Annotated in this window: 9 protein-coding genes; 5 read left to right on the top strand and 4 right to left on the bottom strand. The window is 36.4% G+C overall.

The window, feature by feature from the left end:
* Positions 1–505 precede the first annotated feature (505 nt).
* Complete coding sequence (locus F6K27_RS05645; RefSeq protein WP_287274806.1) at positions 506–1,633, top strand: helix-turn-helix transcriptional regulator; 1,128 nt, start codon at positions 506–508, stop codon at positions 1,631–1,633.
* 649 nt (positions 1,634–2,282) lie between these two features.
* Here the strand turns inward: F6K27_RS05645 and proB are convergent.
* A complete protein-coding gene (gene proB, locus F6K27_RS05640) occupies positions 2,283–3,392 on the bottom strand; it encodes a glutamate 5-kinase (RefSeq protein ID WP_287274808.1) in 1,110 nt (369 codons plus the stop codon).
* A gap of 1,503 nt (positions 3,393–4,895) precedes the next feature.
* Here proB and F6K27_RS05635 point away from each other — a divergent pair.
* Positions 4,896–5,966 carry a Gfo/Idh/MocA family protein gene (locus F6K27_RS05635; RefSeq protein ID WP_287274811.1) on the top strand — a complete coding sequence of 357 codons (1,071 nt, stop codon included), beginning with the start codon at positions 4,896–4,898 and terminating at the stop codon, positions 5,964–5,966.
* Between the two features lie 1,093 nt (positions 5,967–7,059).
* Here F6K27_RS05635 and F6K27_RS05630 read toward each other — a convergent pair.
* Together F6K27_RS05630 and F6K27_RS05625 are read right to left on the bottom strand one after the other, a co-directional pair.
* Positions 7,060–7,416: a phenylpyruvate tautomerase MIF-related protein gene (locus F6K27_RS05630; protein ID WP_287274813.1), complete on the bottom strand. Its 357-nt coding sequence runs from the start codon at positions 7,414–7,416 to the stop codon at positions 7,060–7,062.
* A gap of 474 nt (positions 7,417–7,890) precedes the next feature.
* Entirely contained in the window at positions 7,891–8,370 is a 480-nt protein-coding gene (locus tag F6K27_RS05625; protein ID WP_287274814.1) for a flavin reductase family protein, read from the bottom strand.
* A gap of 465 nt (positions 8,371–8,835) precedes the next feature.
* Between F6K27_RS05625 and F6K27_RS05620 the strand changes: the two genes are divergently transcribed.
* The 3 genes from F6K27_RS05620 (at position 8,836) to F6K27_RS05610 (ending at position 11,435) form a co-directional block, all read left to right on the top strand.
* The gene (locus F6K27_RS05620) at positions 8,836–10,626 is read left to right on the top strand and encodes an ABC transporter substrate-binding protein (RefSeq protein ID WP_287274816.1); all 1,791 of its coding nucleotides are present in this window, start codon (positions 8,836–8,838) and stop codon (positions 10,624–10,626) included.
* 209 nt (positions 10,627–10,835) lie between these two features.
* Entirely contained in the window at positions 10,836–10,970 is a 135-nt protein-coding gene (locus tag F6K27_RS05615) for a hypothetical protein (RefSeq protein ID WP_287274818.1), read from the top strand.
* A gap of 234 nt (positions 10,971–11,204) precedes the next feature.
* Positions 11,205–11,435 (top strand): hypothetical protein, encoded by a 231-nt coding sequence (locus F6K27_RS05610; RefSeq protein ID WP_287274819.1) that lies wholly within the window; start codon positions 11,205–11,207, stop codon positions 11,433–11,435.
* 771 nt (positions 11,436–12,206) lie between these two features.
* Here F6K27_RS05610 and hetR read toward each other — a convergent pair.
* Complete coding sequence (gene hetR, locus F6K27_RS05605; RefSeq protein ID WP_124145936.1) at positions 12,207–13,106, bottom strand: heterocyst differentiation master regulator HetR; 900 nt, start codon at positions 13,104–13,106, stop codon at positions 12,207–12,209.
* Positions 13,107–13,455: the final 349 nt, after the last annotated feature.

The following is a 13,455-nucleotide window of genomic DNA, read 5'->3' as shown; positions in this document are numbered from 1 at the left end:
GCATCGCCGTTAGCTTTAGCTGATCCATAAGAGGCATTTAACACTGGAAGAAGTAGAGGTAAGGGAATGCTTACCAAGAGAGAAACCAGGGAGTAGGCAGTAGGAGAATGCTTTGGCTACTGTAGCCTATCTGTTTGAAAACTCCTATAAACTATATTCAAGAATTATTTGAGAAAAAAAATTGTATATTCAGTTATGGTTTTGTAGAATTGCACTTTCTATTGATACTTTAACTGGATTATTAATTTGTAGGTAATTAATCTATCTATAAAATTTACATAAAATTAATGACCTTATTAAATTTAAATTGCAAAAACTATTTCGCAATAGATAAATTAAAGGTTACTCGTTAGAAAAATTTCCCAGTAAAAAAACTGAAATATTTGGAAACTTGTATAAAAAACAAAAATTAAATCTTGGCACTTTTTATATCCGGAATCAACACAAAATTCCAGAATAAATTACTTAGATTACTCCTATTAATATATAAAACTCAAACCCCAAGATGGAATTAAAACCTACATCTGGCTATAGTTTTTCTGGTCATATTCCTATAGAAATTTGTCAAGATGATTGGCGATCGCTACTGAGTAATATTGAAGCTGAAACCGATACTAGCAAAGTTTATAGTCTAATGTTGACTGACATAAAAACTTCTCTCGAAGAAGCAGTATCTCACACCGAAACTCAAATCAAAGTCTTAGGACTAGAAGCAATAAAACTTAGCCTAAAAAACTTGACTATAACATTAATACCAGAAAAAAAAGCATCTTCAGCAGACCCAATTTACTCTCATTCTCAAAATATGAATGAGCAGAAAAAAAGTATTAATTACCAACAAATGAATCAGGAACAGTTAATCCAAAATCATCAAAATAAACCTCAAACACACATGAGTACTAACCTAACTACTACTGTAGAATCAGAAATTACTACTGAATCAGCCTTAGTCTCCATAGATTCCAACAATATGGAAACTCATCTCCCAGAAAATAACCAAAACTCCTCAGAAGAGTTACCACTAGAAAATAATCGACGAAAACGGAGAAAAAAACTTACAAAAGCAGAAAAAGCAGCCTTATTAGTTGAAGAAAAAAATACATACCTACAGCAACTAGGGGAAAAACTACAAAAAGCACGAAAAATGCGTTGTTTATCTATGAAACAAATTCATAAACAAACCTTCGTACCCCTTCATTATCTAGAAGCTATAGAAAAAGGCCAAACAGATGAACTACCAGAAGATATATATCTTCGAGGATTCATCTTTCGTATAGGTAACGCTTTAGGATTTGATGGAGTAGCTTTAGCAGAAGCTTTACCTATGTCCGATCCACTTCAAAGCTTAATACCATCTTGGTCTAACTCCAATAAGGACATTGGATTAGGTATAGGTCCCATTCATCTATATATAGGTTATACAGCTTTAATGGCCGGCGCAGTAGGTGGACTAAGTTGGATGTCTCAACAACCAAGTCCAGGAGCAAATCTCACTCCAGATAAATTAGACACTCCTGATTCAGTTGCTCACTCAGATAAACATTTAGAAACTACTCAAACACCAGGATTAAAATCTACTAAAGGTAGTGTAGTTGTTGGTTCTGATGTTGCTCCACCAGAAACAATGATTTGAAGAAGGAGTCAGGAGACAGAAGACAGGAGTTCAATAATTAGGGTTTGCTGAAAAAGTCTTTTTTCCGGAGTAGGGGAGTAGGGGAGTAGGGGAGAATTTTTTTGCCCAACTCTCGCCCAAAATACGCTCCTTTTTGAGCATGAAGAGCTGAAAACCAGGTACTTTTTCAAGACCTAAAAAATCTAAAACCTTTACCTGTAAATGCTTTGAGATTTATTCAGCCAGCCCTAATTAATAATTAATAATTAATTATTAATTATTATTGAAAACCGATAGGATTGACTCAAAGGAAAATTTTTTCTCTTTTGGTCGATTGGATATGGCGATATCCTCGCCATCCCACCCTTCGGGAAGCTCCGCTAACGACCGCTTGTTTCTCCTTTAAAGGAGAGGATTTTTACCTTAATTATTCGGTAAGAGGGAAGATGTGGGGAGAAATAATACAAAAAATTCAACACTCCTTCTTCAGATTTTTCCTCAAAATTGATGTGCGAAAATACTTGACTACCATAATTATATAGCTATCAAATGGGTTCTATACCCCATAAGGCTTCCATCCGATGAGCAAAGCCAAAAAATTCTACTGACTCGGTCTTCTTGAGGACTGACTTCCAGTCGTTCGCGCAGCGTCTCCGTCAGGAGAAGGCTGTTAACATTTAATTACAAGGTTATCTCTATGTACTACTGTGTCAGATCCTGTATAGCCCAAAATATCAGGTATATCTTCTGAACGACAACCCAGAATTTGTTGCAATTCAGTACTGCTGTAGTTCACAAGTCCCCTAGCTATTTCCCCACCTTCTTCATTGCACAGTTCTACAGCATCCGATGGATAAAACTCTCCTTCTACTTGAGTAATACCAGCAGCTAATAGAGATTTACCAGATTCAGAAATTGCTTGAACTGCACCCATGTCCAGATACAGCTTACCCGAAGGTACTAAAATATTGGCAATCCAATGTTTGCGGGCATTTACTGGTTGTGGTTGAGGTTCAAACTGAGTCCCAATAGATTCTCCATTTAGGATTTTTTGTATATTGGCAGGAATTTGGCCATCAGTAATAACGGTTCGCACTCCCGCTGCTGTGGCAATTTTGGCAGCTTCAATTTTCGTAATCATTCCACCAGTTCCCCGTCCACTAACAGAATCTCCAGTTTGAACTTGAAATTCTTCGAGTTGTTCTATTCGCTCTACTAAGGTAATGGGTAAAGCATCTGGATTATTTCTAGGGTCCGCAGAATATAACTTGTCAACGTCGGTTAATATAAATAACCAATCAGCTTCTACTAGACCAGCAACTAAAGCTGATAGAGTATCGTTGTCCCCGAATTTCAGTTCTTCCACAGCAGTAGTGTCATTTTCATTCACAATTGGGACTACATCCATTCGTAACAATTGTTGAAATGTATTGTAAGCATTGACGTAACTACTACGTCGTGCAAGCTCGCTCCTAGTCAGTAATATTTGGGCCATTGTTTGTCGCAAAGATGTAAACAAATCTTCGTAAACTCGCATTAGTCTTCCTTGACCCACTGCTGCTACTGCTTGCTTGATGGAAATATTACGAGGTTTTTCACTTAGTCCTAAGCGATCGCAACCTACACCAACTGCTCCAGAAGAAACTAAAACTACTCGATGTCCCTGAGAACGTAGATTGGCAATAGTCTCGATCAAGCTAGCAATTGTGGATAAGGCCAAATTTCCCGATTCAGAACGAGTCAGACTGGAAGTGCCTATTTTAATTACTATTGTTGTCATCGAAAAATATTGAACTAATTTTTGATTGCTTCGATTCTTAGAAATTACCTCAAAATTAGAAAACACCAAACCCTTAATAAACAAGAGATTGGTGTTTTCAGAATTTTATATTTAAGGCCTTTATATTTGCTTGCCTCAATTTAATATTTATTAGATTCAATTATTTCATACAGCTTTAGTAAATTTGGAAAATCGTAATATTTTCTTTATATTTTGGTATGCTTTTCAAGTACAGTAATAGTCATACTAATAACATACTAATTTTTATACCAATTGCTTGAACAAGGCAGAAGGCAGCGGGAGCTGCGGGAGCTAAGTGCCGCTACGCGCAAGTCAAAAGTCAAAAGTATTGATTGGTAAGGCTTTTAGGATTTTGTAACTGGTTAGTTATTTCTGCCATCTTGCACTGAGGGGAAAATTGCTTATGGATAGTCAACGACAAGCCACTTCGTGTCTTATAACCCCAAGCAATTTTAAGCACTGCAACTGACGGTGGGGTATTAAACCCGCAAAAGAAAAGATAAAATATTGCTAAAGTCACGATACAGGGAACAGCGGTGCGACCCCGCGGAGTGTTACAGACGCACCTGGTAGCACAGTCCTTTAGAGGATATATCTGCAAGGGAACCCGTGACAAAAACAACTTCTGTGCGGGTGATTTGGTGTTTGTCTTGCTCCTAATTACGCGTTTAGGTTCTACTTTGCATTTGCGAACTGAAAGTATTCCGGAACAGAAACCACCCCTACTGACTTGGTGATTTGGTTCTGCTTTGCATTTGCGGACTGAAAGTATTCCGGAACAGAAACCACCCCTACTGACTTGGTGATTTGGTGTTTGTCTTGCTCCTAATTACACATTTAGGTTCTGCTTTGCATTTGCGGACTGAAAGTATTCCGGAACAGAAACCACCCCTACTGACTTGGTGACTTTGTTAACTACCTCAGAAAATTTACCAACTCAAATAAATGACAAAGCCCTTCCCTTCTGGAATCTTTCCTCTTACCGAATAATTAATAATTAATAATTAATAATTATTATAATTATTAATTAAATAATTCTGGTTAAAAGCCTCCCCTTTCAAGGGGAAAAAAAGCGGTTGAGGGATGGCGAGGTCCCCTCGCCATATCCAATCAACCAAGACAGCGGTCGATCTTCGGAGCTTCCCGTAGGGTGGGATGGCGATCTTCGGAGCGGCTCTGTCACTCTTCGGGTCTCGGAGCCATATCCAATCGACCAAGAGAAGAAATAATATTTCCTGATATTCAATCAAGGACGGTTTTAACCAGAGGTAATTATCCATTATCAATTGATGAACGTCGCCAATAGGACAGATTCCCTACCTACTTTTTCATCACAATAATTTTTAACGCCACCTACTTAGAATGTTATAGCACTAGCCCCAGTCAGCAAATATAAGATAAATTTGCAAAGACTGAACAAAAAACCTATTACCTTACTCTAAATTAGGTGTGGTGGAGGAGAATCTAGGAGTGCTAAATAGAATGTCTAAAGTATATTCATCCGTTTTTACTAAACATAGTCAACCAGAATCTCTTCGTGTAGGAGTTATTGGGGTTGGTAATATGGGACAGCATCATACCCGCGTCCTAAATTTGCTCAAAGATACAGAATTAGTCGGTGTAGCAGATATTAATGTAGAAAGAGGACTCGACACTGCCAGTAAATATCAAGTTCGTTTTTTTGAGGATTACAAAGACCTTTTACCTCACGTTGATGCTGTATGTGTAGCAGTTCCCACTCTTCAGCATTACGCTGTAGGAATGACTTGCTTAGAAGCAGGAGTCCATGTCTTAATGGAAAAGCCTATTGCTGCTAGTATCGCCGAGGCCGAATTTTTGGTAAATACTGCTGCTGAAGCTAACCGAATTTTACAAGTGGGTCACATAGAAAGATTTAATCCTGCTTTTCAAGAACTTACTAAAGTCCTAAAAACTGAAGATTTATTGGCCTTAGAAGCTCATCGGATGAGTCCTTATTCTCATCGAGCTAATGATGTGTCTGTAGTTTTGGACTTAATGATCCATGATATTGATTTGTTACTAGATTTAGTTGCTTCTCCAGTTGTCAAACTAACTGCTAGTGGAAGTAGTGTTTCTAGTTCTGGAAATTTAGATTATGTAACAGCTACTCTTGGTTTTGCCAATGGTATTGTAGCGACTTTAACTGCTAGTAAGGTGACACATAAAAAATTACGTTCTATTGTTGCTCACTGTAAAAATTCTTTGACAGAAGCAGATTTTCTGAATAATGAAATTCTGATTCATCGGCAAACAACAGCAGATTATGTGACAGATTATGGTCAGGTTCTTTATCGTCAGGATGGTTTAATTGAAAAGGTTTATACTAGCAATATTGAACCTCTTCATGCAGAGTTAGAGCATTTTATTCATTGTGTGGGTGGAGGAAATCAACCTTCAGTTGGAGGAGAACAAGCTCTTAAAGCATTACGGTTAGCTAGTTTGATTGAGAAAATTGCCTTTGATGGTTTAGCTTGGCATTCAGAAGATTCAGAATGTAATTTATTGAATACTTCCATGTTAAAAGTAAGTTAAAGTATTTCCATAAATTCCTAGAGGAATTATTCAATATAAGTATTATTTCTTGAATTAATTACTCCGCCTTGTTGATTGATTTAGGCGGATTTTTACACTGAAATAAATTCAAGATATAGCTATAAGCATTCAGCTATAAGCATTCAGTTATCATACCAAATCCGGTTATCAAAAGTCCGTTTTTCGCTCTTACTCTCTAACCCTTCTGCATTCTGCCCTCAGCATAACTGCCTTACCTTCATAATATAGCAATGTGCGCTGGCATATTTACAAATTGCAGGAAGTGTCCAATAGCTAAAATCTTATATTATCAGCTTTTTATTCCCCCAAATGAGTTCCAAATGAGCTGTTACCTGCGCGCAGCGCTATAACGGTTCTTTCTAAACCGGATTTAGTATCAGCTATCAGCTAGAGCAAAAACTTTTAACTGTAATGTTTTGAAGTTTTTTAACTGTCCTAGTCTTAATGGGTAGTGCTATAGATATTTTTTTAATTTTGGCGAAGCTTTACAATGCTATTTAGTCAAAGTAATACTATTTTGTAGTCCTATTGAGTTGATTTCAAAAATCTCTTGACATTAATACCATCGATCAAAAAATAATGTTACGCAGAATTTGAGTTATAGTCATTTCAATTTTAGATTGAGACAAGCGTTTCTTCCATTGAAAGACTTTTAGCTGAAAAAGTATTTCATTCTTATTTGAAATTACTATATTTCTAGACTTTACCCATAATTTCTCTTTGACTAAAAATCAAGCTTCAACTCAATAATATTATGTGCGGTTAAATACTTATAAATAAGGGAGCACCGGAGCAGGGAGTATGGAGAGATTTACCGTTGAAGTCAGAAGATGATGTTTTTGATTACTAACAAATGCGGACATAATATAAATAAATGCTGAAAAACTATTCCTCCTGACTCCTGACTCCTAGTAATAACTGAAATATTTGTAGTAAAAATTTATCAAAAAAGTATAACCGGATTTTTAATATTTTGACAAAGGCAGTTTTAACAATAGTTATTAATAATTTAGAGTGACTAAATTATTAGTTAAAACTACCCTATATAATTCTCTGAAAAAAGGTAGAAAATTCAACCAAATGTGGAACTATTCCAGCCCCACATCGAACCTTTAGCATCAGAAAATTCTATATAAATTCGATTTTTTGGTACGCCTAAAGCCTGATTAATTTGTTGACAAAAATCTTGACTTATCCCCTTTGTTTGCTGAGGGTTCATACTACCAATACTCTTAATCTCCATGTAGCAGACAGGTTCATCACTACTACCAGCAAAAGTCATAGGAATATCTGATTCAAAAGTAGTCATTACATAAGATTCTGGTTTGCCAAAATGCTTCGCCATGCCAGAGGAAAGGTTTTTTAAGAGGCTGTCAATTTTATCTTTTTCTGGTTGAGAAACAGAAGTTTGAACTTTAATTAGTGGCATAAATCAATCAATAATTAGGGTTTGCTGAAAAAGTCTTTTAGTAGGGGTTAGGAGACAGGAGACAGGAGACAGGAGAATTTAGAGGAGGTAGGAGTAAGAATTGCAAGAATGATTTTTCTGCCCAACTATGCGCCTAAAATATCAAATTTTTGAGCATGAAGAGCTGAAACTTTTGCACTTTTGAAAGACCCCAAAAAGGCACTTGTCTTTATATGTCAATGCTTTTAGATTTAATCGGCAAAGCAATAATTAACAAAAAAAAATGGTTATAGCTTAATCTAGTAGATATGAGCTAAAGAGCTATTCATCAAAACTATATCTATATAGCACTCATAAACATCAAAAAGCCGATTGCTGAGTGCTAATTAATATATCAGGACTTACGCACGGACAATAAATTGAGAAGGCCAATGCCATTCGCCCCTACATATGGCGTTTTCAAGGTAAACTTGCGTAAGTCCTGATATATGACAATTAACCACCATAATTCCAACCTGTACTTTCTAACAATAGAGGGTCTCCCTCACGATGTACACCTGCAGCAATTACTTCTCCTACATATACAGTATGGTCGCCCTCTTCTACAGCACCAACAACTTTACATTCCACATAACCAAGAGTATCTGAAATAATTGGACATCCAGTTTCTCCCAGATAAAATTCTATATCCTCAAATTTATTTCCCACACGACGTTGAGGTTTGAAAAATTGTTGAGCTAAATCTTTTTGTCCTGCTGCTAAAAAGCTCAGAGAAAATACTCCACTAGCCTTAATCATGGCATGGGATATAGAATCTTTGTTTACACAATTAACAACTAGGGGAGGCGCAAAAGATGCTTGCATTACCCAACTGGCCGTAAAACCATTAACTTCCTCACCATCTTTAACACCACAGATGTATAATCCGTGAGGAATCTTACGCAATATTGTTTTCTTCGCCTGTTCGTCTAACAAAGTTTTACCTAATATTATTAATGAAGTTTACATTTGATATTTTAACAAAACTTAACCCATTGTATAACAGGGAACAGGGAACAGTTCATTAATGGATAATGGATAATTACCTCTGGTTAAAACCGTTACGGAATGGAATATCAGGAAATATTATTTCTTCTCTTGGTCGATTGGATATGGCGAGGTCTCCTCGCCATCCCTCGACCGCTTTTTTCCCCTTGAAAGGGGAGACAGAGTAAGCTGAATTATTTAATTAATAATTATTAATTATTAATTTTTCGGTAACAGGCAATAGAAAAGAATTTCTCTGTCTAAGATTCATCATCAACATAAGTCAAATGCCAACTCGTTCCTTGCTATAGTCAAGTCTAAAAGTTTAACTAAAAATCAAAAAATATACAGCACATTTTGTGATGTGATTATAAATTTTGCTCGCTAAATTAAAAGAAAATTAATATTCTAATAATGTTTTCCCTAAAGAATTTTTTCAAGAAACTAACTCATCAAAAAATTTGGCGTTTCATAGCAGTAGCATCAATAGTTGCCACCTTAGCGATCGCCTGCAACAACACTCAAACCACCAGAAACTCAGAAACACCAACAACCCCCGAACCAGGTACCCTTGTTTGGGCACGCTACAGTGACTCTGACACCCTCGATCCCCACAAATCAACATCACCCTTATCTAGACAAATAATCGATCAAATCTACGAAACACTTTTGGCCTTCGATGACCAAGGTAAAATTCAACCAAACCTAGCCAAAGAATGGTCAGTCAGCAATAATGGCCAAGAATATACCTTTACACTCAACGAAAATATCAAATGCCATGACGGCACAATCTTTGATGCTAAAGCGGTCAAATTTACTATTGACAGAGCGATCAACCCTGAGACAGAAAACTACACCAAAGACAGTTGGGGACCGATAGAAACTGTCGAAGTTGTAGACGACCTCACAGTTACAGTCAAAATGTCTCAAGCTTTTAGCCCCTTTCTCCGCTTTCTCGCCGATCCTTACTCCAGCATGATATGTCCTTCTGCTATTCAAACCTATAACAACAAATTTGGCATAGAAGGAGCAATAGGTACAGGTCCATTCAAATTTACTGAGTGGACTCAAGGGGAACAACTTGTACTAGAGGCCAACCCAGACTACAAAAATTATGGGCGACAAGTAGAAAACTCTGGTACTCCCTACATCAAAAAATTGATAATTAAAACTATGCCAGAAAGGGAAGCACGTTTAGCAGCACTCAAGTCTGGAGAAATTCATTTAACTGAACCCCCACTAGAAGAAATTTCTGCTCTCAAGGAAGACTTAAAATTCAAACTTCATACTGCTGAAAATACTGGTCAAATAGTATTTTTAGAGTTCGTTACTTCTCGACCTCCCTTTGATGATGATAGAGCAAGACAAGCAGTAACTTATGCCATAGATCCCAAAAAAGCAACGGAGGAAGTATTTGCAGGTTTAGTTAAACCTTCCGAATGCGCGATCGCAGATGTGATGTTTCCTAGTGATGAAAAACTTTGTTCCGAGTTTAGTATTAAACCAAATCCAGAAGAAGCAAAAATTTTATTAGAGGAACTTGGTTATAGTGAGAATCAACCATTAGAAATAACTCTTTTAACCTGGAAAGGAGGAAACCGTCAAAAAGTAATAGAAAACCTTCAAACTCAACTAGAAGAAGTAGGAATCAAAACTAAGTTAGAAACAATGGATATTGGTACTCTTAATGCCAGAATAAAACAGGAAAATAGTCAAACAGAAGGTAATGGTGTTATTGATATGATGGGGTGGTCTTGGTATGACCCAGATTTTCTTTATACATTGTGGCATTCTCCTGGTTGGATGGGGGGTTATCAAAGTGATGAACTGGATACATTACTAACAGAAATGCGAACTACAACTAATTTAGAAGAACGACAAGAAAAAGTTATAGAAGTTCAGAAATATTTGTTGAAAAATGCAGTGATGATGCCACTTTATAGTCCTGGTTGGATGTGGAATTATGTTAGTAGTTCAGATGTTGAAGGTTTTAAGATAGGTGCTTTTAATCGACCTTTATTTAATGATGTAAAATTTTCTAATACTATAGAAGAAAAAGAAGCAGTTGAGTCTCCTGTAAGTTCGGAAAAAGAAGAATCAGAACAGCCAGTTATCACAGAAGAAAGTCAACAGGATCAAGAGTCTATTTCTTCACCAATAAATGAGCAAGAAGTAGAAGTTTCTCCATCACCTGAGAATGAGTAATTAAGTCTTGCTGATTAAATATCAAAGCATTTATAGATAAAAGTTTTAGCCTTTTTAGCTCTGGAAAAAGTACCTAGTTTTTAGCTCTTTATGCTCAAAAAGTCAGCATTTTGGGCAGGAGAGTAGCCCAAAAATTACTCCCCTACTTCCCTACTCCCCCGCTCCCCTACTCCTTAAAACAGACTTTTTCAGCAAACCCTAATTAAGTCTTGAAGAAGGAAGAAAAAAGGAAGAAGGAAGAAGGAAGAAGGAAGAAGAAAAAAGTGGATGGGGATAGTCTTCAACAAGCTACTTCTTGTCTACAAACCTCAACTAATTGTCAACACCGTCTAGACCGGAATTAATATACAATTTATCAAAAATTTTTCTACATTTTATTGAGTATGGGAGTAGGGGTGAACGGCCGTTCACCCGTACATATATTTAACACTGAATAGCACCGATGCTATCGGATTTGATATTAAACCCAAAATAAAAAGTACAAAATAATATCAAATAATTGGATGCCAATTAAGAGGGGAAAATAATACTTAAAATCTGCCCTTTTAGTTGTGCAAATTAATTATCTGGTTTATAAAATGGAGGCAAAATTTTGCTTTATTTGCAATTTAGATGAAGGTATCCAAGAAATAATTAAAAAGTATGCTTCTGCTTTGACTAACATAGGTGTAGATTTTTTAAATTCAGAAGTAGAAGAAGCAATTTATTACTGTTATCAGGATTTGGAAGATGCTTTGAGGACTACGATCTCTTATTGGTATTGGAAACAAAATAATGGAGAAGATTTTGATGCACAAATATTTTTTTAATTAAAGCACTTAAAAAGCGTTTCCTGACAGAATGCTGCGCAAACAGCTGATTGGCATTTAGTAGTCAGCTTTTTAGAAGGGACAACCCCTCTGTAAAATTAAACGACTTATAGAAGTCGGGGATTTACAGCACTTTTGAGGATTGTGAGGTACAATTGAAGACTAAATCTATCTTCCCTATTAGACCTCTCCAAAAATACCGATTTTGGAACAGTACTATAAAGGTTTAAGAACCTTTTCTGGAGATTTATATTTACTAAAGCGATCAAACTTTGTACCTCACTAACTCCGAAGCTGCTGTAAACTCAAGCTTTTAGCGTGCTGAAAGCTTAGTGCTAAAATGCTGATAGCTAGTTAAAGACTATTGGCATCCTTACCAATGGGATGATAAATGGATGGAAAATCAAATGTTTAAAAGTGAAAGAATGAAGCTGAAATTCACTGGGGAAAAGATAAACGGAATTATCTCGTGGTTGATATTCAAGAAAAATTATAGGAACAAGAGCGACAATAATTTTTAGGAGTGGAAAAAGTATTGATTTGCGGAAAGTTAGTAGGATGACTAGGGAAGATTTACTAGAATATGCTGAAGGAGACTATAGAAAATTTTGCTAAGTAATGAAAATTTATCTGAATAATTTTACAGTGAAGCTATTTGAGAAGTTTGCTAATTACAAATTACAAATTACCAACCTTCACTTTAAAATTAAATTAAATCAGGAGCTAGAAAACTTCTAACTCCTCAATGATCGGAATTTACAAGTAATTAGACTAATCATCCTTGGGTCCAAAAACCATCTGTACTACCATTTGTTTTCCGTCTGGTTGATGATAGCGATCGGCCCAATGTCTAATGATTTCGTCTAACTCTTCTTTAGCTTGCTCATAGCGGTCTGGAGAAATATCAAACTCCTCCAAAATACGCATTACCTTGTTGTTTTGTTCTGCCCAATCCTTCATCAGACGGAAATAACGAGCTGTCTCTTCGACCATGATATAAGTGCGTTCCTCCTCATCTTCTGGAGAATAAGAACAGCGAGTGAGGGCATAAAAAGGCATTCCCCAAGGAGAATCTATCTTAGTTACCGTACCAGAATAAATCAAGCGACGTTTAATATGTTCTGCTAAAGCTTCACTTAGAGGCATTCGGCGTTCTGGTGGTAAATCTTCCTGAGACCGCCTGTGTAAAAACTCAATTAACTCCATAAACTGAAAAGAATTAATCAATTTGGCATCAGGCATATTTGGGGGGAGTTTAGTTTCAGTATATCGCTTTTCCTCAGTAGTAAGATTTTTACCAGGAACCCTTGATTGCCCAGGATTCCAAGGATATTGTTCGAGCCACACATAGGGAAACTGAATCAAATAGCGAGGTTCTTGAGAACCCAACATTTTTAGTAGTTTACCTTTAGTGAGCGCTTCTTCTACTTCTTGCACAATTACTTTAACCCGTTTAGGTTCTATGTGATGCAGATGTCCTGTCATGCGCAGATTTTTACCTTGTTCAATATAGGTCATATAAATCGCACATTTAGCCGCAGTTGCAGCTGCATCCAAGAAAGCTCCATGACGATGCCCACTCGTCCTCATGGCACTAAATGCTAAATATAACATAATCTGATCCATAGCACTGGGGCTAAGGCTATTAATCAGATCGGTATCATTTTTCATGACAATCCCCAAAATAACAAAAACTTAAGAGGCATAGTATCATCCTCTATTAAAAATATGCTGACTATGATGATAATTCAATAATAGAAATTCAGCCAAATATAACTCTTGCACCAAGCAAGTATATTTCTTTGAGACTTTTTGCATTTGGCGTAAGAGCAGGCACGCAAATTAAGTGTGCGAATAGATTGTTATCTTAGTAGATTTTTACACCCTGTGTACTTTTGACTGACATGCATATTTATATCAATATAACATACAAAAGTACTATAGATAACACTTAAATAGCAGTAGTATCAATGGTTACTAAGGTTAATAATGCATTGAGATTTGATGTTCTCTGTTAACA

The sequence above is a fragment of the Okeania sp. SIO2F5 genome, assembly GCF_010692685.1.
GTDB classification, from domain to species: Bacteria; Cyanobacteriota; Cyanobacteriia; order Cyanobacteriales; family Microcoleaceae; genus Okeania; species Okeania hirsuta.
This window is presented reverse-complemented; position numbering and strand designations above follow the sequence as displayed.